The organism is Aeromonas sp. FDAARGOS 1406, from assembly GCF_019048565.1.
Taxonomy (GTDB): Bacteria; Pseudomonadota; Gammaproteobacteria; order Enterobacterales; family Aeromonadaceae; genus Aeromonas; species Aeromonas caviae.
In genome coordinates this window covers 4,617,442-4,637,032 of sequence record NZ_CP077378.1, presented here as the reverse complement: position 1 = coordinate 4,637,032, position 19,591 = coordinate 4,617,442, and the positions used below count along the sequence as shown (strand labels likewise).

Annotated in this window: 19 protein-coding genes; 1 reads left to right on the top strand and 18 read right to left on the bottom strand. The window is 61.8% G+C overall.

Translation table 11 applies throughout. The annotated features are described in order from the left end of the window. The first annotated feature begins 115 nt into the window (after window positions 1-115). Entirely contained in the window at window positions 116-1,609 is a 1,494-nt protein-coding gene (mltF, locus tag I6L36_RS21750; protein WP_109112009.1) for a membrane-bound lytic murein transglycosylase MltF, read from the top strand. A gap of 321 nt (window positions 1,610-1,930) precedes the next feature. On the opposite strand, the gene I6L36_RS21745 is transcribed toward mltF, so the two are convergent. The 18 genes from I6L36_RS21745 to I6L36_RS21660 form a co-directional block, all read right to left on the bottom strand. Beyond that, window positions 1,931-2,161 (bottom strand): zinc ribbon domain-containing protein, encoded by a 231-nt coding sequence (locus I6L36_RS21745; protein ID WP_109112008.1) that lies wholly within the window; start codon window positions 2,159-2,161, stop codon window positions 1,931-1,933. A gap of 123 nt (window positions 2,162-2,284) precedes the next feature. Beyond that, window positions 2,285-3,781 (bottom strand): ribosome biogenesis GTPase Der, encoded by a 1,497-nt coding sequence (gene der, locus I6L36_RS21740; protein WP_109112007.1) that lies wholly within the window; start codon window positions 3,779-3,781, stop codon window positions 2,285-2,287. 74 nt (window positions 3,782-3,855) lie between these two features. Further along, window positions 3,856-5,040, bottom strand: a complete 1,185-nt coding sequence (gene bamB / locus I6L36_RS21735) for an outer membrane protein assembly factor BamB (protein WP_109112006.1) — start codon at window positions 5,038-5,040, stop codon at window positions 3,856-3,858. Next, complete coding sequence (locus I6L36_RS21730) at window positions 5,033-5,683, bottom strand: tetratricopeptide repeat protein (RefSeq protein WP_042863977.1); 651 nt, start codon at window positions 5,681-5,683, stop codon at window positions 5,033-5,035. The genes bamB and I6L36_RS21730 overlap by 8 nt, the downstream gene beginning before the upstream one ends. A 3-nt stretch (window positions 5,684-5,686) precedes the next feature. Continuing rightward, window positions 5,687-6,964: a histidine--tRNA ligase gene (gene hisS / locus I6L36_RS21725; protein WP_039038721.1), complete on the bottom strand. Its 1,278-nt coding sequence runs from the start codon at window positions 6,962-6,964 to the stop codon at window positions 5,687-5,689. A gap of 138 nt (window positions 6,965-7,102) precedes the next feature. Beyond that, a complete protein-coding gene (gene ispG, locus I6L36_RS21720; RefSeq protein ID WP_109112005.1) occupies window positions 7,103-8,233 on the bottom strand; it encodes a flavodoxin-dependent (E)-4-hydroxy-3-methylbut-2-enyl-diphosphate synthase in 1,131 nt (376 codons plus the stop codon). Window positions 8,234-8,243: 10 nt separating this feature from the next. After that, on the bottom strand, window positions 8,244-9,164 hold the full coding sequence (locus tag I6L36_RS21715; RefSeq protein WP_039038722.1) for a RodZ domain-containing protein: 921 nt from the start codon (window positions 9,162-9,164) through the stop codon (window positions 8,244-8,246). Then, on the bottom strand, window positions 9,154-9,945 hold the full coding sequence (tapF, locus tag I6L36_RS21710) for a PilW family type IVa pilus biogenesis/stability lipoprotein TapF (protein WP_080768047.1): 792 nt from the start codon (window positions 9,943-9,945) through the stop codon (window positions 9,154-9,156). The genes I6L36_RS21715 and tapF overlap by 11 nt, the downstream gene beginning before the upstream one ends. An 11-nt stretch (window positions 9,946-9,956) precedes the next feature. Then, window positions 9,957-11,060: a bifunctional tRNA (adenosine(37)-C2)-methyltransferase TrmG/ribosomal RNA large subunit methyltransferase RlmN gene (locus I6L36_RS21705; RefSeq protein WP_039038724.1), complete on the bottom strand. Its 1,104-nt coding sequence runs from the start codon at window positions 11,058-11,060 to the stop codon at window positions 9,957-9,959. Between the two features lie 167 nt (window positions 11,061-11,227). Then, window positions 11,228-11,656, bottom strand: coding sequence for a nucleoside-diphosphate kinase (ndk, locus tag I6L36_RS21700; protein WP_010675053.1), 429 nt, complete (start codon window positions 11,654-11,656; stop codon window positions 11,228-11,230). Between the two features lie 277 nt (window positions 11,657-11,933). Further along, window positions 11,934-13,217 (bottom strand): aminopeptidase PepB, encoded by a 1,284-nt coding sequence (pepB, locus tag I6L36_RS21695; protein WP_039038726.1) that lies wholly within the window; start codon window positions 13,215-13,217, stop codon window positions 11,934-11,936. Then, window positions 13,214-14,515: an aminopeptidase PepB gene (gene pepB / locus I6L36_RS21690; RefSeq protein WP_109112004.1), complete on the bottom strand. Its 1,302-nt coding sequence runs from the start codon at window positions 14,513-14,515 to the stop codon at window positions 13,214-13,216. The genes pepB (I6L36_RS21695) and pepB (I6L36_RS21690) overlap by 4 nt, the downstream gene beginning before the upstream one ends. 157 nt (window positions 14,516-14,672) lie before the next feature. Further along, window positions 14,673-15,011, bottom strand: a complete 339-nt coding sequence (gene fdx, locus I6L36_RS21685) for an ISC system 2Fe-2S type ferredoxin (RefSeq protein WP_005299781.1) — start codon at window positions 15,009-15,011, stop codon at window positions 14,673-14,675. A gap of 1 nt (window position 15,012) precedes the next feature. Beyond that, window positions 15,013-16,860: a Fe-S protein assembly chaperone HscA gene (hscA, locus tag I6L36_RS21680; protein WP_109112003.1), complete on the bottom strand. Its 1,848-nt coding sequence runs from the start codon at window positions 16,858-16,860 to the stop codon at window positions 15,013-15,015. A gap of 28 nt (window positions 16,861-16,888) precedes the next feature. Then, complete coding sequence (gene hscB / locus I6L36_RS21675; RefSeq protein ID WP_109112002.1) at window positions 16,889-17,407, bottom strand: co-chaperone HscB; 519 nt, start codon at window positions 17,405-17,407, stop codon at window positions 16,889-16,891. A gap of 190 nt (window positions 17,408-17,597) precedes the next feature. Next, window positions 17,598-17,921 carry an iron-sulfur cluster assembly protein IscA gene (iscA, locus tag I6L36_RS21670; RefSeq protein ID WP_010675058.1) on the bottom strand — a complete coding sequence of 108 codons (324 nt, stop codon included), beginning with the start codon at window positions 17,919-17,921 and terminating at the stop codon, window positions 17,598-17,600. 15 nt (window positions 17,922-17,936) lie between these two features. Then, window positions 17,937-18,320, bottom strand: coding sequence for a Fe-S cluster assembly scaffold IscU (gene iscU, locus I6L36_RS21665; RefSeq protein ID WP_010675059.1), 384 nt, complete (start codon window positions 18,318-18,320; stop codon window positions 17,937-17,939). Window positions 18,321-18,374: 54 nt separating this feature from the next. Beyond that, window positions 18,375-19,589 (bottom strand): IscS subfamily cysteine desulfurase, encoded by a 1,215-nt coding sequence (locus I6L36_RS21660; RefSeq protein WP_010675060.1) that lies wholly within the window; start codon window positions 19,587-19,589, stop codon window positions 18,375-18,377. Window positions 19,590-19,591: the final 2 nt, after the last annotated feature.

The following is a 19,591-nucleotide window of genomic DNA, read 5'->3' as shown; positions in this document are numbered from 1 at the left end:
ATTTGAGACGCGCGTATTATAGGGATCAGGCCCATCCTGAACAAACGTTTTTCTCATCTCGCGCGGTGTGACTCCCTTCATACTCTCTGGTATAAAGGTGCCTCTTTTTTGACAAATGCCGATTTTTTCAACAAGGGTACTCACCTACTTGCGCTGCATTTTTCGACTGTTCATCGGGATGATGTTGACGCTGGCCCTGGCCGGTTGCGACTTCTATCACCCCTCCAGCCAACTGGAGCAGATCCGCCAGCGAGGCGAGATCCGGGTTGGCACCCTCTATGGCCCCACTTCCTATTACCAGCGTGACGACACCGCACTGGGGTTCGACTACGAGCTGGCGCAGCTTTACGCCGACTGGCTGGGGGTCAAGCTGACCATAGTACCGGCCTACAGCACCGCCGAGCTGGTCGAGCAACTGCAAAAGGGCAAGCTGGATCTCGCCGCCGCCGCCATCGTCGTGACCCCGGAGCGGCGCAAGCTGTTCCGCTTCGGCCCTGGCTTCTACCAGGTCTCCCCCAAGCTGGTCTATCGCAACGGCTCCTCCAGGCCCAAGAACCTCGGTGACATCAAGGGCAACATAGTGGTGCCGGCGGGCTCTACCGGCGAGGACCTGATGAAGGAGCTGGCCAAGCAGTACCCCAACCTGAAGTGGAGCACCAATCGGGATGCGGACGTGGAGGAGCTGCTCAAGCAGGTCGCCGACGGCAAGGTGGACTACACCGTGGTGCAGGACACCATACTGGCCCGTACCCAGCGCTACTACCCCGAACTCACCGAAGGCTTGACCCTCGCCAGCAAGCAGACCGTGGCCTGGGCCATGACCAAGCTGCCCGACGACAGCCTCTACGCCAGCATCATCGACTTCTTCGGTCAGCGCTTCATGGATGGCGCCATCGCCAAGCTCGACGAGAAGTACTTCGGCCACGTACAGAACTTCGACTTCGTCGACACCCGAACCTTCTTGCAACGGGCCAAGAGCCTGCTGCCCAAGTACCAGGCGCTGTTCCAGACCCACGCCAAGGATATCGACTGGCGGCTGCTGGCCGCCATCAGCTATCAGGAATCCCACTGGGATCCCCAGGCTCGCTCCTACACCGGGGTGCGCGGCATGATGATGCTCACCGGCCCGACCGCCAAGGCGATGGGGGTAAACGATCGCACCCACCCGGAAGAGAGCATCAAGGGGGGCGCCCGCTACCTGCAGGAGATGATGGCGAAGGTGCCCGACTCGGTCCCGGCGGACGAGAAAGTGTGGTTTGCCCTCACCGCCTACAACATCGGCTACGGCCACATGATGGATGCCCGCCGCCTGACCAAGGAGCTGGGCAAGAACCCGGACGCCTGGAGCGACGTGAAAGAGGTGCTGCCCCTGTTGCAGCAGTCACGCTGGCATCGCAAGGTGCGCTATGGCTATGCCCGTGGCGGCGAGGCGCGCAACTATGTCAACAACGTGCGCCAGTACTACCAGAGCCTGCTCTGGCTCGACAACGAACAGCAGAAGGCCCATCGTCGCGAGGAGCTGGACGAGGACGACAGCAGCGAGCCGGACGTGCCGGCACAGCGTCCGGCCATCATCGCCGAAGTGGTCAAACAGATCATCACCCCCTAGCCTCGCCGGGGGTGTGTTTTCCTGCCCTGTTCTCTGTTACCATCCTTGGGTATACGAGGGGCGCTGGAGCGAACTTATTGCAATGTATTCATTGCGTTGCAGTTCCTGCCAAGGGCCCTTCGGCCCCACGCAAGACCAGGGAGGAGAACAGGATGCGAGCACGCAGAAGAGCCATGTTGGCCCGAAAAACCAAATGTGCCTGGAGCCCGAGACGCAAGCTCAAGCTAGCCGACATGAAACGCAAGATCTGGCACAGAAACCGCTCCTTCACGCTGCTGATAGCGGAGCACACAGTATAAACCCGGCATCAGCCGGGTTTTTTTATGCCTTGTCAGGCTGCGCTTCAAACAGAACGGTGCGCTTGGAGACCAGGGTGTTGCAGTGGTTGCAAAAATAATCCACCGCGCCGCAAGCCCGAAGCCGCTCCAGCTCCTGCCCGCAGGCAGGACACAGGGTCCGGATGCGATAACGGGCCTGACATTGGCCACACGTCGTCTCTCGGCTGCGGCTGTCCAGTTCGCCCTGACAGGCAGGGCAGGTCAGCGTGTTCATTCTCTTCTCGACTCCTCTTTACGTCACTGTGCACCGGCGTCACTCGCAGCCCCTCTCCCGGTTTGTCTGCCCTGAGGAGGGCCACCAAGAAAAACGGCTGCCGGGAAGGGCAGCCGCAGGGCTTTATTTCTTCGCTTTGGCCTTGAGCAGGCGCTTGCGCTGGCGTTCCTGGCTCAGGGTCAGGGTGTTCTTCTTGCCCTCGAACGGGTTGACCGACTCCTGGAACTCCACCCGGATCGGGGTCCCCATGATCTTCAACGACTTGCGGAAGTAGTTGATGAGGTAGCGCTTGTAGGAGTCAGGCAGGTCGTTCAACTGGTTGCCGTGGATCACGATGCGCGGCGGGTTGTAGCCACCGGCGTGGGCATACTTCAGCTTGACCCGGCGACCATTCACCATGGGCGGCTGGTGATCTTCCTGGGCCATCTGCATGATGCGGGTCAGCATGGCGGTGCTGGTGCGGCGAGTCGCGGACTCGTAAGCCTCGTTGATGGATTCGAACAGGTGACCGACGCCGCTGCCGTGCAGGGCGGAGATGAAGTGCACCCGGGCGAAGTCGATGAAGCCCAGGCGTCTGTCCAGCTCGCTCTTGACGTCCTCTTTCACCTTCTGATCCAGGCCGTCCCACTTGTTGACCACCAGTACCACGGAGCGGCCGCTGTTGAGCACGAAGCCGAGGATGCTCAAGTCCTGATCCGTGATGGTCTCCCGGGCGTCAATGACCAGCAGGCAGACGTTGGCATCTTCAATCGCCTTGAGCGTCTTGATGACGGAGAACTTCTCCACCGTCTCGTGCACCTTGCCACGGCGACGCACGCCGGCGGTGTCGATGACCACGTATTTCTGATCGTCGCGCTCCATGGGGATGTAGACGGAGTCGCGGGTGGTACCCGGCATGTCGTAGACGATGACCCGATCTTCACCCAGCATGCGGTTGGTCAGGGTCGACTTGCCGACGTTGGGACGACCGACGATAGCAAATTTGATGGGCAGGTCGGCGAACGGCGTCTCCTTGGTGTCTTCCCGGGTGTCGAGCTCACCGGCAGCCACCATGCGCAGCAGGGCCTCTTCGTCGAACTCCTCCAGCTCCTCTTCCTCTTGTGCCTCGGTGGCAGAGCCGACCAGGGTCTCGAGGTGGGGGGCCAGGGCCAGCTCCAGCAGGCTCAGTACACCACGGCCGTGGACGGCCGCCATCTGGTAGACCTCGCCCAGGGCCAGACCGTAGAACTCGGACACCGCGGAGTCACCGTCGATGCCGTCGGTCTTGTTGGCCACCAGAAACACCTTCTTGTGGGTCTTGCGCAGGTGCTCGGCGATGGCCTGATCCGCCGCGGTGAGACCGGCACGGGCATCCACCATGAAGAGCACCACATCGGCCTCTTCGATGGCCAGCAGGGACTGCTCGGCCATCTTCAGCTCGATCCCCTCCTCGGTGCCATCGATACCGCCGGTATCGACCACGATAAATTCCAGCTCGCCCAGCTTCGCCTGGCCATATTTGCGGTCCCGGGTCAGGCCGGGGAAGTCGGCAACCAGGGCATCCCGGGTACGGGTCAGGCGGTTAAACAGGGTGGATTTCCCCACGTTGGGGCGGCCCACCAGGGCAACTACAGGAGTCATAAAAGCCTCATTCTCAAGACGACAAAGGCTCCGGGTCCGAAGACCAGGAGCCGGATATTCACATTATCGGACGATCAAGGACGCTTGAGGGCGTACAACTTGCCGTCACGGCTCTGCACATACAGTGTGTCACCCTCCACCAGCGGAGCGGCATAGAGACCACTGCTGTCGAGCTGCTGCATGGCCTTGATGGTCCCGTCGGTACGGTCCAGCCAATACAGGTAACCTTCCACATCGCCGACCACCACATAGTCACCCAGGATGACGGGGGCGGTCACGGTGCGGTTTTCCAGCTGGGTGTTGGACCACAGCTCGAGACCGTTGCGACGATCGACCGCAAACAGATGGCTGCGGCTGTCGGTCAGCACGATGGCATTGCCGGTCACCACCATGTCGCGATAACCGGAATACTTGCGTTTCCACACTTCGTCGCCGCTCATCAGCTTGCGCGCCATCAACTGGCCGTTGTAGGCGATGGCGTAGAGCTCATCACCGGCAATCAGCGGGCTGGCATCGACGTCCACCATCCGATCCAGTTCGGTGGCGCCGCGCGGGTCAGCCACCTTGGATTGACGCACCGGCTGGCCGTTGCTCAGCAGGGCGATGCCCACCTTGCCATCGGCGCGGCCATAGATGACGGCACCGTTGGTGATGATGGGGGCGCCGGCACTGCGCAGGGTCAGGGGCGGCTGCTCTTCGGACAGGGTCCACTGCAGCTTGCCCTCGTCGGTATCGAGCGCCACCAGACGGCCGGAGGTGGTCAGCACCACCACGCGGCCATCCTCGACGGCGGGGCTCGCCACCACTTCCCCAGGAACCGTGGTCTGCCACAGCACTTCGCCGTTGGCCTCGTTCAGGGCGTAGACCACCCCGTTTTCGGACCCGAGGAACAGCTTGCCGTAGCGGGAGACCAGGCCACCGGAGAGACGGGCGCTGCGCTTGTCGGCGTTGATGGGCAGATCTGCCAGATCCACGCTCCACAGCTCCTTGCCGCTCTCGCGCTCGAAGGCGGTCACATCGCCATCACGGGCCGCTGCATAGATGCGGTCCTCTTCCACCACCGGCTTGAGCTGGGAGTAGAAGTTGCCGATGCCATCCCCGACCGAGGAGGACCAGGCGGTATCGGCAGTGAACGCGGACTCGACCTTGGGCAGGGGCGCCATGGGGTTGAGATCCTCTTCCGAACTGAACAGGGAGCAGCCCTGCAAGGCGAAGGAGACAGCCACCCCCAGCGCCATTCGCTTGTACAGATTACGCATCCGGAGCCTCGCCCGCAGTGACGGCTGGCAGCGCCAGATCATCCATCTTCAGCTTGAGTTCGGCGCTGCTCTGCAGGCCACCTGCATCCGCCGCTGCCTGATAGGCATCACGCGCTTCTTCGGCCTTGCCCTGCTTTTGCAGGATGTCGCCGCGCACTTCCGCCACCTGGGCCTTGAAGGCGTCGTTGTTGATCTTGCCAAGCTGGGCCAGGGCCTCGTCAGCCTTGCCCTGATCGCTCAGGACCCGTGCCAGACGCAGGGCCGCGATGGGCTTGATGCTGTCATCGCCACTGGCGGCCACCAGGGTCAGCTGCTCGGCAGCCAGATCCAGCTTGCCCGCCTTGACGGCGGCCGCAGCCAGTTGCAGAGCGGCCAGCTCGGCATAGGCGTCCCCCTTGTGAGCGGTAATGAAGCTCTTTGCCTGCTCCAGGGCGGCGTCGTCCCCCTTGGCGAGCTGGGCGGTCATCTCGTTGTAAGCCTGGGAGGCGGCTTCCTGGTTGTTCTGCTGCATCTCGTTGTAGTAGCGCCAGCCAAAGAGGCCGACCAGACCGATCACGGTCCCGGCGATCACCGAGGTGCCGTTCTCTTTCCACCAGTTCTTGATGACCTCAACCTGTTGTTCTTCAGTGGTATACACTTCCACAGCTTACTCTCCTTTCGCTGCCAGCAGGGCGATGGCGGCATCGACCGAGACGGTCTGTTGCTCGGCCTGGCCACGCAGATATTTGATGGTGATCTCCCCGCTTTGCACCTCGGTCTCCCCAAGGATCAGGGCAATGGCCGCGCCGCTCTTGTCGGCACGCTTGAGTTGTTTCTTGAAGTTGCCGCCGCCGCAGTGGCTCATGAGGCGCAAGTCCGGCAGAGCATCGCGCAGGCGCTCTGCCAGGGCGAAGCCAGCCTGCTCGGTCCCCTCACCCACCATGCAGAGATAGACATCCACCGCCGGGCGGATGTCAGCATTGAGCTCGAGGGTTTCAAGCATCAGCACCAGACGCTCCATGCCCATGGCAAAGCCCACCGCCGGGGTCGGCTGGCCACCGAGCTGCTCCACCAGGCCGTCGTAGCGACCACCGGCACAGACGGTGCCCTGGGCCCCCAGGCTGTTGGTCACCCACTCAAACACGGTCAGGTTGTAGTAGTCGAGGCCGCGCACCAGACGCTCGTTCACCTCGAACTGGATGCCAGCCGCCGTGAGCAGGCGCTTGAGCCCTTCGAAGTGAGCCAGGCTCTCTTCGCCCAGGTGGTCGAACAGACGGGGGGCACCCGCCAGGATGGCCTGCACTTTTTCGTCCTTGGAATCGAGCACCCGCAGGGGGTTGCTGTACATACGGCGCTGGCTCTCTTCGTCCAGCTCGCTCTTGTACTGTTCCAGATAGGCGACCAGGGCATCGCGATAGGCGGCACGTTCGCTGCTCTGGCCGAGGGTATTGAGCTGCAGGGTCACGTGATCGCTGATGCCGAACAGACGCCACAGGCGGTGAGTCAGCATGATGAGCTCGGCATCGATGTCCGGCCCGTTGATACCGAACAGCTCGACCCCGAACTGGTGGAACTGGCGATAACGGCCTTTCTGGGGACGCTCGTGGCGGAACATGGGGCCCATGTACCACATCCGGCGTTCCTGGTTGTAAAGCAGACCGTGTTCGATGCCGGCACGCACGCAACTGGCGGTCCCTTCCGGACGCAGGCTCAGGCTGTCGCCGTTGCGGTCTTCAAAGGTGTACATCTCTTTTTCGACCACGTCGGTCACTTCACCGATGGCACGCTTGAACAGATGGGTCTGCTCGACGATGGGCATGCGCACTTCGCTGTAGCCATAGCTGGCCACGACCTGGCGCAGGATCTGTTCTACTTTCTGCCATACCGGGCTCTGCTCCGGCAGGCAATCATTCATACCGCGAATAGCTTGGATCTGTTTTGCCACGTTGATACTCGAGAAAAAGAGGTAAAATTTGGCCGCATTATAGGGATTTTCGACCCCGAGGTAAAATCGGGTGCCCGGATGCGGGATGTAAAATCAACAACCTAAAGCCGGGGCCACCCCAGGTGGCCCCGTCATCGTTCAACCTTTGTCCACCTGGATCTGGTTGGCCGGATCCAGCATGGCAGCCCGGGCACGGATGCGACGCTCCAGGGTCGGGATCAAATCCTTGTTGTCGAGCCGGTCGACCCGCTGGCCCCCCTCGTAGAAGGCACTCTTGTTGGCGGCGCCCGCAAGGCCGAGATCGGAGACCAGCGCCTCCCCCGGACCGTTCACCACACAGCCGATGATGGAGACATCCATCGGGGTGATGATGTCTTCGAGCCGCTCTTCCAGGGCGTTGACCGTGCCGATGACGTCGAACTCCTGACGGGAGCAGGAGGGACAGGCGATGAAGTTGATGCCGCGGGAACGGATACGCAGTGATTTGAGGATGTCGAAGCCCACCTTCACCTCCTCCACCGGATCGGCGGCCAGAGAGATACGCAGGGTGTCGCCAATCCCTTCGCTCAGCAACATGCCAAGGCCAATGGCGGACTTGACCGCGCCGGCGCGAAAACCGCCCGCTTCCGTGATGCCCAGATGCAGAGGCTGATCAATCTGCTTGGCCAGCAGGCGATAGGCACCGACCGCCAGGAAGACATCGGACGCCTTGACGCTCACCTTGAAGTTCTCAAAGTTGAGGCGATCCAGGTAATCCACGTGGCGCATGGCGGACTCCAGCAGCGCCTCCGGGGTCGGCTCGCCGTATTTCTCTTGGAGATCACGCTCAAGGGAACCGCCGTTGACGCCGATGCGGATGGGGATGTTGTAGTGACGGGCGCAATCCACCACCGCACGCACCCGCTCTTCGTTGCCGATGTTGCCCGGGTTGATGCGCAGGCAGTCGGCCCCGTACTCGGCCACTTTGAGGGCGATGCGGTAGTCGAAGTGGATATCGGCGACGATGGGGATGCGGGTCTGCTGCTTGATGAGCTTGAACGCTTCCGCCGCCTCCATGGTGGGGACGGAGACCCGGACGATGTCGGCGCCGACCCGCTCGATCCGCTGGATCTGCTCGACGGTAGCGGCCACGTCCGTGGTCTTGGTGTTGGTCATGGTCTGTACCGTGATGGGGGCATCGCCCCCAACCGGCACGTTGCCGACCATGATCTGCCTGGATTTGCGACGAACGATGGGAGATTCGTGTGCGGACTTTTCGTGAACAGACATGGCGGACTGATTACTCCTGCGGCAGTGAGAAGCGGGCAGTCCGGCCGTTGTTGTAACGGCTCATGTCGAAGGACTTGCCCTGATATTCGAGATTGACCGCCATGGGCGCGCCAATGATGAATCTGAGTGGCTCGGGTCCTTCCAGTACCAGTTCGTCGTTCGCCTTCTTCAGACCGCTGAACAGGGTCTTGCCGTTGGCATCCTTGACGTCCAGCCAGCAATCGGCGGTGAAGCTCATCTTGAGCTGGGGCGCCTTGGCGGGCTCGGTGGTCGTGCTCTCGGCAGTCGAGACCGCACCGGAAACGTTCGTCGGGACGGCTGCGCTGGCATCCGTAGCGACCACAGGCAGGGTCGCGGTGGCACCGCTCACCACAACCTGGGTGGACACGGCATCGGACGCTGCGGGCAGCACGGGCTCGGCGACCTCCACGGCGGGGGCAACATTCGCTTCCGGCGTATTGACGGTCGCGCTCATCTCGGTCGCCGCCAGGGCGTCGTCACCGGCGGAGCGGCGCGCCGTGCTCTGCCACCACCAGGCGACGGAGAGCCCGATCAGCACCAGGATCACCAGCCAGGTCACCACCTTGAGCCGGCTGTCATTGGCCTGCTGGCGGGAGCGACGGGAGAAGCTCTGCATGTCGATGTTGTCGGGGGGAGTCAGTCCCAGCTTCTCGTAGGCGGCGAGGATGGTCTCCTCGGGAATGCCCACGAGCTTGGCATAGGCCCGCAGATAGCCACGAATGAAGGTATGGGACGTGTGCTTGTCATAGGTATCCGCTTCGATGGCGGCGATCAGGGTCAGACGAAGGTGAATGCGGGACGCAACCTGTTCCCGGGTCCAGCCGAGCTGTTCACGGGCGTTGCGCAGCAGCTGGCCTGGGCCCGCTGCCTGGGAGTCGTCTTGGAAATCGTGTGGCTGTTCAGTAGTCATTGGCTAAGTAACGCTTGGCTTGTTGCGAAGTGGGATATTGCCTTACCAGCTCAGTCCCGAATTGGTGAAGTAATGCCGGTTTGTCCATGGCCTGGGCCAGCCGCAGCCGGAGCCAGAGGCTCTCCTCGTTCTCCTCTGCCACGTCGGCAAAGCGCGCGAGGTAAGACTGGACATCAGGAAGCTTGCCATCTTTCATGGAAAGCTCGGCCATGTCCAGCAATAACCTAGGATTGCGGGGATTATACCCCAAGGCCAGACGATAATACTCGCCAGCCTTGTCATTTCTGTGATTTTGCATCGAGCAGAGCGCCGCATTCTCGTAGGTATCGGCGATCTTCACGTAATCGGGCTGGCTGACGGCCTGCAAGAACGCCTTTTCCGCTTCGTCGAAGCGGCCACGGTTGCAGAGGAAGGCGCCATAGTTGTTCATCGCGTCAGCATTGGACGGATCCATGGCCAGCGCTTTCTTGTAGCTCGCCTCGGCGGCCTTGAAATCCGACACCTGCTGGTAGAAATAGGCAAAACCGATGTAGACCTGAGGATTGTTGGGATCGTACTGAAGGGCGCGGTCGAGGTTGAATTTGGCCTGCTCGGCATTGCCCTGGCGCAGATACTGGATACCCAGATCGAGACGAGTCTGGGCGGCGGCCTTGAGGTCGGGACCCACTTCACGCTGGGTCGAATTCTGGCCAGCGTAAGTGGTCTCTGTGACACAGCCTGGCAGCGCACAGAGCGCTGCCACTACGATCAATGTACGGATATCCATTTCCTGTCTATACAATGGCTTAGGAGTTAAACCATTTTGACGGAAATCCCATCCTGTTGCATCCGATTTTTCATGGTGCGCTTGGTGCGGTCGATCACCTCCCCCACCAGCTGCCCACAGGCGGCGTCGATGTCGTCACCACGGGTCTTGCGTACGATGACGGTCAGGCCGTATTCCATCAACACCTTGGAGAAACGGTCGATACGGCTGTTGCTCGGCTTGCCAAACGGGTTGCCCGGGAAGGGGTTGAACGGGATCAGGTTGATCTTGCAAGGGGTTTCCTTGAGGACCTTGGCCAGCTCATGGGCATGCTGCATGTCGTCGTTGATGTGATCGAGCAGCACATACTCCACGGTCACCCGGCCGCCGTTGGCGTTGGACTTGGCCAGATAGCGGCGTACCCCGGCAAGGAAGGACTCGATGTTGTACTTGTCGTTGATCGGCATGATCTCGGAGCGAAGCGCATCGTTCGGCGCATGCAGGGAGATGGCCAGGGCAACGTCGATCTGGTCCCCCAGCATATCCAGCGCCGGCACCACACCGGAGGTGGAGAGAGTGACGCGGCGCTTGGAGATGCTGAAGCCGAAGTCATCCATCATCAGTTTCATGGCCGGTACCACGTTGGCGAGGTTGAGCAGCGGCTCACCCATGCCCATCATCACCACGTTGGTGATGGGGCGCTTGCCGCCCACCACTTTGGCGGCACGCCACACCTGGCCGATGATCTCGGAGACTTTCAGGTTGCGGTTGAACCCTTGCTGGGCGGTGGAGCAGAAGGTACAGGCCAGGGCGCAGCCCACCTGGGAGGAGACGCACAGGGTAGCGCGGTCCGCTTCCGGAATGTAGACGGTCTCCACCTCCTGATCGCCCACCTGCAGCGCCCATTTGATGGTGCCATCGGCGGAGCGCTGTTCACGGCTGATCTCGGGGGCACGGATCTCGGCAATGGCCTTGAGCCGCTCGCGCAGCGCCTTGTTGACGTTGCTCATCTGATCGAAATCATCACAACCGAAGTGATAGATCCACTTCATTATCTGGTCTGCCCGGAACGGCTTCTCGCCCAACTCGACGAAGAAGGCACGCATGGCATCCCGGTCGAGATCCAGCAGGTTGGTTTTTGTTTCGCTCATCAGGGGCCTCAGCTCACACACTTCATAAATTATCGGCTGACCTACGTCAGGGGGCGGCATTGTACAAATAATGGGTCTGGCTTTCCACCTGGAGAATAAGTGGATATTGGCCGGATGACCAAAAAACAAAAGGGAGCCGAAGCTCCCTTGGTCACCAGCAGACAACATCAGCCGCGCGGGCAGATCTCGTCGTCGGAGAAGAAGTAGGCGATTTCACGGGCGGCAGAGGCCGGGGCATCGGAGCCGTGGACGGCGTTGCGATCGATGCTCTCGGCGTAGCAGGCGCGCAGGGTGCCGGCCAGTGCCTCTTTCGGGTTGGTAGCGCCCATGATTTCACGGTGACGGCGGATGGCGTCTTCACCTTCCAGCACCTGTACCATGACGGGGCCAGAGGTCATGAAGCCGACCAGACCATCATAAAACGGCTTGCCCTGGTGCTCGGCGTAGAAACCGGCGGCCTGTTCGCTGGTCAGGTGCAGCATCTTGGCAGCAACCACTTTCAGACCGGCGCTTTCGAAGCGGCTGTAAATGGCACCAATCAGGTTCTTGCTGACCGCATCCGGCTTGACGATGGAGAAGGTACGTTCGATAGCCATTGAGTTCTTTCCTTAACTACAGAGTTTTATTGTAGGAATCCATGTTCGGCGGCGATTATACGTAAACAAAAAACGAAATAACACACAAAAAATCAACTTTTTGTTAAACAAAAGAATCCTTGAAACAACATGGTGACTCATCTTGTGCCAGGGCAGAGAGAAAAAATGTGCGCTTGCGCACGATCGGCATGCTAATGCCTCAAAACCGTATCAATTGCTCAGCAAAGCAGCACTGGAAAGGGCACCCTGAGGTGCCCTTGTGATGCCGTTCACTGACTCAGCGCGTCTCCGCCATCAGGGTATGGGCGATGGTGCGCATCCCCAGGGTATTGGCCCCGGGCGCCCACAGACTGTCGCCGTTCTCGCTGAAACAGGCGGCGAGATCGACATGCAGCCAGCCTCTTCCCTCATCAGGGACAAAGCGGGAGAGGAAGCCCGCCGCGTTGGAGGCGCCCCCCGGTCCGCCGCCCGGCACGGGGCGGCTGTTGGCGGTGTCGGCATAGTGGGACGGGCACTGCTGGCGATGCCAGGGCTCCAGCGGGAGCGGCCATGCAGGCTCCTGCTCCGCATCCGAATAGGCCATGGCGCGGCTCACCAGCCCCTTGTCCAGTCCAAACAGGGCGTTGTAACGCCCTCCCAGCGCCATTACGGCCGCCCCGGTGAGGGTGGCGGCGTCGATGATGAGCGGCGCACCAGACTCGCCGGCCAGTTGCAAGCCGTCGGCCAGGATCAGACGCCCTTCGGCGTCGGTATTGACCACCTCCACCGTGGTGCCGTTCTTGTAGGTGAGGATGTCACCCAGCTTGTAGGCATGCCCGGATACCAGGTTCTCGGCGCAGCAGAGGATGAGCTTCACCCGCTTGTCGAGGCCACGCAGAATGGCCAGCGCCAGCGCGCCGGTGACGATGGCGGCACCGCCCATGTCGTGTTTCATGGTCAGCATGCCCTGGGAGGTCTTCATGGAGTAGCCGCCGGAATCGAAGGTGATCCCCTTGCCCACCAGGGCGGCCGCTACCGGCGCCTTGGGATCCTTACCCGGATTGAAATCCAGCTCCAGCATCACGGGCTCGCGGTCACTGCCACGACCCACCTGATAGAGACCGACCCAGCCCGCCTGTTGCAGCGCCTCTCCCTTGAGGATGCGATGGCTGATCCGGTCCGGTGCCAGCTCGGTGAGGAAGGCGGCGGCTTCGACCGCCAGCTCCAGCGGCCCCAACTGCTCCGGGGTGGCGTTGGTCATCTCCCGCACCCAGCGCCCGCACAGCCAGCGCGCCTCCAGCTCCTCCCTGTCCTCCTCGGACGAAGTGGCCCACTGCAATCCCACTTCCGCCTTGGGCGTCTGCAGCCCCTGGGCAAAGGCCCACTGCTGCTCCCGCTCCCAGTGGCCAGCCAGGACCACCTGCTGGATCCCCTGGCTACACAGGCGCCGCGCCGCCTGCTGGATATCCAGCAAGGGAGTGGCGCTCACCAGATGGATCACCATGCCGTCGGCACGGTGGGAGAGCAGTGCCCCCTCCCCCCACTCGGCCGGTGCAAACTCTCGGCTCAACCAGACGTTCATGCGCACACCTCCTGCAACCAGCGGGCAATCGTGCGAAGACCATGGCCCTTGGCCCCGGTCGCCCAGAGCTCATTGCCCGACTTCTGATAGGAAGCGGCCAGGTCCAAGTGCACCCAGCCCTTGCCTTCGTCACGGACGAAGCGCGACAGGAACGCCGCTGCCGTGGTGGCGCCGGCAGTACCTTCTGCGGACGCCACATTGCCCAGCTCGGCAAAGGCCGAGGTGAGCTGGCCTGCGTGCCAGGGTTCGAGCGGCAGCGGCCAGGCCTTCTCGTTTTCGGCGTTGGCGGCAGCCAGCGCGCGCACCTGCTCCGCCTCATCGAGGGCAAACACGGCATTGTAGTCGCGGCCCAGCGCTGTCTTGGCGGCGCCGGTCAGGGTGGCAGCGTCGAGGATGTAGGCAGCCCCGCTTTCGCTGGCGGCCAGCAGGCCGTCTGCCAGCACCAGGCGACCTTCCGCGTCGGTATTCTGGATCTCGACCGAGATGCCGTTGCGATAAGTGAGGATGTCGCCGAGCTTGAAGGCGTGGCCGGAGACCAGGTTCTCGGCGCAGCAGAGGATGAGCTTGACCCGCTTGTTCAGGCCACGGCTGATGGCCAGCGCCAGGGCGCCGGTCACCATGGCGGCGCCGCCCATATCGGACTTCATCGGCAGCATGTTGTCGGAGGACTTCATGGAGTAGCCGCCGGAATCGAAGGTGATCCCCTTGCCCACCAGCGCCGCGACCACGGGGGCGTTGGCATCCCCGGTAGGGTTGTAGTCGAGCTCCAGCAGCACGGGCTCGCGCTCACTGCCACGGCCCACCGACCAGATCCCGATATGACCCGATTCACGCAAGGCCTCGCCAGCGGTGATGCGGGCGGTCACCTTGTCACCGCCGAGGCTGCGAATGAGCAGCAGAGCGGACTCCGCCAGGCTCATGGGGTAGATGGCTTCCGGGCAGCCGTTGGTCACCTCGCGCACCCAGTGGGTCGCTTTGAGCAAGGCGGCGAGTTCGGCCGCTTCCTGCTCGCTCTGTTCACCAAAATCGAGCTCGCGAACCCCCTTGGCGGCATAGAAGCCCTGGGCAAAGGCGTAACGACGCTCCCCATTCCACCCCTCGCCCACCAGCTTGATGCGCTTGATGCCGCTCGACTCGAGGCGTCTGGCACCGCGCTGGATGGCGCGCAGCGCCTCCTTCTCCTGGCCAGCGGCCAGATGGAGATGGGCCTCGTCCCCGTTGAAACTGAGCAGGGCACCCTCGCCCCACTGGGCGGCGGCAGCCTGGGACGACAACCTTACGTTCATCATGTCAGCCATGTTCTCTTGCTTCCTTTTTATTGGCACTTTCATCAACGAATAGGGAAATCACGGGCACAAAAAAGGCCGCTCCCTCAAGGGTCACGGCCTTCACCATATCATTACTGCACCATGAGATGCTGCACGCGCAATTCACTCATGTGTAATTAAGGGGTCATCAGTGGCGCTCGGACGCCAGATTCAGGGTGTACTTGGGCAGTTCCACCACCAGATCCTCGTCCGCCAGTCTGGCCTGGCAGCTGAGACGGGATTCCGGCTCCAGCCCCCACGCCTTGTCCAGCATGTCGTCTTCCAGCTCGTCGCTCGGCTCGAGGGAGTCGAACCCTTCCCGCACCACGCAATGGCAGGTAGTACAAGCACAGGACTTCTCGCAAGCGTGCTCGATCTCGATGCCATTGCGCAGCGCGATATCCAGAATGGTTTCACCGGTCGCACCTTCGAGGGCTGCGCCGTCCGGACAGAGCTCGGGATGGGGCAGAATAATCAGTTTTGGCATATCACACCTTGTTGACGTTTTGTCCGGTCAGCACCTTGCGGATGGAGGCATCCATCCGGCGGGCTGCAAATTCGCCACTGGCAGCGTCCGCCGCCTCGATGGCCTCTTTGATCTGGTTGGTGGTGCCCGTGCTGCGCATGGTCAGCAGATGGGCGATGGCGGCATCCAGCTCGGCCCGCTCGGCGGGGCTCAATAAAGCCTCGCCATCGGCGGTCAGGGCGGCGTTGAGGCTCTCGACCACCCGGTCGGCCTCGACCTGCTGCTCCGCCAGCATGCGGGCGTCCATGTCCTGCTGGGCATTGGCGATGGAAGCGCTCAGCATGTTGAGGATGTCATCTTCCCCCAGCCCGTAGGAGGGCTTGACCTGGATCTCGGCCTGCACGCCGGAGGATTTCTCCATGGCGCTGACCGACAGCAGACCGTCCGCATCCACCTGGAAGGTAACGCGAATGTGGGCCGCCCCCGCCGCCATGGGCGGAATGCCGGTCAGGGTGAAGCGGGCCAGGGAGCGGCAATCCGCCACCAGCTCGCGCTCCCCCTGCACCACGTGGATGGCCATTGCAGTCTGGCCATCCTTGAAGGTGGTGAACTCCTGGGCGCGGGCCACCGGAATGGTGGTATTGCGCGGGATCACCTTCTCGGCGAGGCCGCCCATGGTCTCCAGACCCAGGGAAAGCGGGATGACGTCCAGCAGCAGCATCTCGGCGTCGGGCTTGTTGCCCACCAGGATGTCGGCCTGGATGGCGGCACCAATGGCCACCACCTTGTCAGGGTCGATGCTGGTCAAGGGGGTGCGGCCGAAGAACTCGCCCACCCGCTCGCGCACCAGCGGCACCCGGGTCGAGCCACCGACCATCACCACTTCCAGCACCTCTTCCTGCTCGAGACCCGCATCGCGCAGGGCGCGCCGACAGGCCTGCAGGGTGCGCTTGACCAGGGGCTGGATCAGCTCGTCAAACTGGCTGCGGGTGACGGTACCCTGCCAGCCGGCAAAGGTGCAGGCAACGGCATCGGCATCGGTGAGGCCGTGCTTGATGCTGGCCGCCGCATCCAGCAACTCGCGCTGGGTACGGGCATCGAGCTGACCGGACAACCCGGCTTGCTCTTTGAGCCAGTCCGCCAGCAGATGGTCAAAATCGTCACCACCGAGTGCCGAGTCGCCACCGGTGGCCATCACCTCAAACACCCCGCGATGCAGGCGCAGGATGGAGATATCGAAGGTTCCGCCACCCAGGTCATAGATGGCGATCACCCCTTCCTGGCCGGAGTCGAGGCCATAGGCGATGGCCGCCGCCGTGGGTTCGTTGAGCAACCGCAGTACATGCAGACCGGCCAGTCTGGCCGCGTCCTTGGTGCCCTGACGCTGGGCATCGTCAAAATAGGCGGGCACCGTGATGACCACGCCGTCGAGGTCTCCCCCGAGGGACGCGGCACCGCGCTCGGCCAGTTTTTTCAGGATCTCGGCCGAGACCTGCACCGGGTTGACCAGCCCCTGGCGGGTCTGCAACTGGGGCATGCCCGTCTCGGTAGCCACGAACTCGTAAGGCTGCTGACGGGTATCGATATCGGCCAGCGCCTTGCCCATCATCCGCTTGACCGAGACGATGGTGTTGTGGGGATCGAGGGCCGCCTCACGCTTGGCATCGAAGCCAACCCGGATGGTATCGGCCTGGTAATGGACCACGGAAGGCAGCAGATCACGCCCCTGCTCGTCACAGAGGGTGTCGGCCTGGCCGCTGCGCACGGCGGCGACCAGGGAGTTGGTAGTGCCAAGATCGATGCCGACGGCACGTTTATGCTGGTGAGGCGCGGCGCTCTGGCCTGGCTCGGCAATTTGCAGTAATGCCATGGGTAATCACAATTCCTGCGTTAGAGGGTCAAGACTCGAACAGCGAGTCTTCGAATCGTTCCAGCTCCTCGAGGAGCTTGTCGACAAATTTGAGCTTGCGAACGCAATCCGCCGCCTGCAGATCCTCACCCCTGGTGAGAGAGTCGGTCAGCCGTTGCATCAACGCCTGGTGATCATGCCTGATCTCCTGGCGAAAATCCTTGATGGCCTCCTCAGGGTCGGCGTCGCCCTTGAGATCAGCCAGCCGCTCTCGCCACTCCAGCTGTTGCATCAGAAAGGCAGGATCTTGCAGTGTCTGCTGCTCGCCGCGAATATCGGTGCCCCGCAAGGAGAGCAGGTACTCGGCTCGGCGCAAGGGGGTCTTGAGGGTGGTAAACGCATCGTTGATCTGGGCAGCACGCTGCACGGCAGCAAGCTGCTCCCGCTCGGGGGCAGTCGCAAAACGATCGGGATGGAACTGGGTCTGCAGCTGACGATAGGTGTCAGCCAGTTGGCGAGTATCGAGCTCGAAGCCCTCAGCCAGCCCGAACAGCTCGAAATGATTCATCCTTCGTCCTCAGACAATAGCGCTGGGAGTGCAACCACACTCGTCTTGAACTTGAGAGCAGTGGCATGGACTGGCGTCCACACCACTGTGTTGATGAGCAAGGTGTTGATCACAAGAGACTCGCCGCAACAGGGCTCACCCTTGTGGCTGCGAGGCGTTGCAAACATGGGCGATCGGTCAATCGAACCACTTACACGCTGAAGCTTTCGCCACAACCACATTCGCCCTTGGCATTCGGGTTGTTGAACTGGAAGCCCTCGTTGAGGCCTTCCTTCACGAAGTCCAGCTCGGTGCCATCCAGGTGGATCAGGCTCTTGGCATCCACGATGATCTTGACGCCTTTCTGCTCGAACACCTGATCCTCGGCAGCCAGCTCATCCACGAACTCGAGCACATAGGCAAGGCCAGAACAGCCGGTCGTCTTGACGCCGAGGCGCAGGCCGATGCCCTTGCCCCGGTTGATCATGAAGGAGGAAACCCGCGCCGCTGCGGCATCTGTCATGGTTATGGCCATACTGCTCTCCGGACCTTAAAGACCTTTCTTCTGCTTGTAATCGGCGATGGCCGCCTTGATGGCATCCTCCGCCAGAATGGAGCAGTGGATCTTCACCGGCGGCAGCGCCAGCTCTTCGGCGATGTCGGTGTTCTTGATACCGGCCGCTTCGTCCAGGGTCTTGCCCTTGACCCACTCGGTCACCAGGGAGCTGGAGGCGATGGCGGAACCACAGCCGTAGGTCTTGAACTTGGCATCTTCAATGATGCCATCGTCGCTGATCTTCAGTTGCAGCTTCATGACGTCACCACAGGCCGGTGCACCGACCATGCCGGTGGCGACGCTGGGATCGTTCTTGTCAAAACCACCGACGTTGCGGGGATTCTCGTAGTGGTCGATTACTTTTTCACTGTAAGCCATATCTAACTCCTGCTAATTCCGTTGTTCACCAGACCCTTGCCATGCTGGCAAGGATCAGTGATGTGCCCATTCGACCGTGTTCAGATCGACGCCATCCTTGAACATCTCCCACAGGGGGGACATCTCGCGCAGACGACCGATGGAGTCGCAGATGAGCTTGATTGCGTAGTCGATCTCTTCTTCGGTGGTGAAGCGACCGATGCTGAAACGGATGGAGCTGTGTGCCAGCTCGTCGTTCAGACCCAGGGCGCGCAGCACGTAGGAAGGTTCCAGGCTGGCCGAGGTACAGGCAGAACCGGAAGAGACCGCCAGATCCTTCAGTGCCATGATGAGGGATTCCCCTTCCACATAGGCGAAGCTGACGTTCAGGTTACCCGGTACACGCTGATCCAGATCCCCGTTGATATAGACTTCTTCGATGTTCTTGATGCCATCCCACAGACGCTGGCGCAGGGCCATGATGTGCTGGCTCTCGCTCGCCATCTCTTCCTTGGCGATGCGGAAGGCTTCCCCCATACCGACGATCTGGTGGGTTGCCAGGGTACCGGAGCGCATGCCGCGCTCGTGGCCACCGCCGTGCATCTGGGCTTCCAGACGAACACGGGGCTTGCGGCGCACATACAGGGCGCCAATGCCTTTCGGGCCGTATACCTTGTGGGCGGACATGGAGAGCAGATCAACCTTGAGCGCTTCCACGTCGACCGGGATCTTGCCCACGCTCTGGACGGCGTCCACGTGCAGCAGGATCTTGCGGGAACGGCACAGCTCGCCGATGGCAGCGATGTCTTGCACCACCCCGATCTCGTTATTGGCGTGCATGATGCTGACCAGGATGGTGTCATCACGCAGGGCGCCTTCGATCTGCTCAAGAGTGAACAGGCCGTTGGGCATGGGCTCGAGGTAGGTCACCTCATAGCCTTCACGCTCCAGTTGGCGGCAGGTATCCAGCACAGCTTTGTGCTCGGTCTTGGAGGTGACGATGTGCTTGCCCTTGCCGGCGTAGAAATGGGCAATGCCCTTGATGGCCAGGTTGTTGGACTCGGTCGCACCGGAGGTAAAGACGATCTCGCGCGGATCCGCGCCGATCAGCTCTGCCACTTGATTACGGGCCAGATCCACCGCCTCTTCGGCCTGCCAGCCGAAACGGTGGGAACGGGAGGCTGGGTTGCCGAACAGGCCGTCCATGGTGAGGCACTGCATCATTTTTTCTGCGACACGCGGGTCCACCGGACAGGTTGCCGAATAATCAAGGTAAATAGGCAGTTTCATCT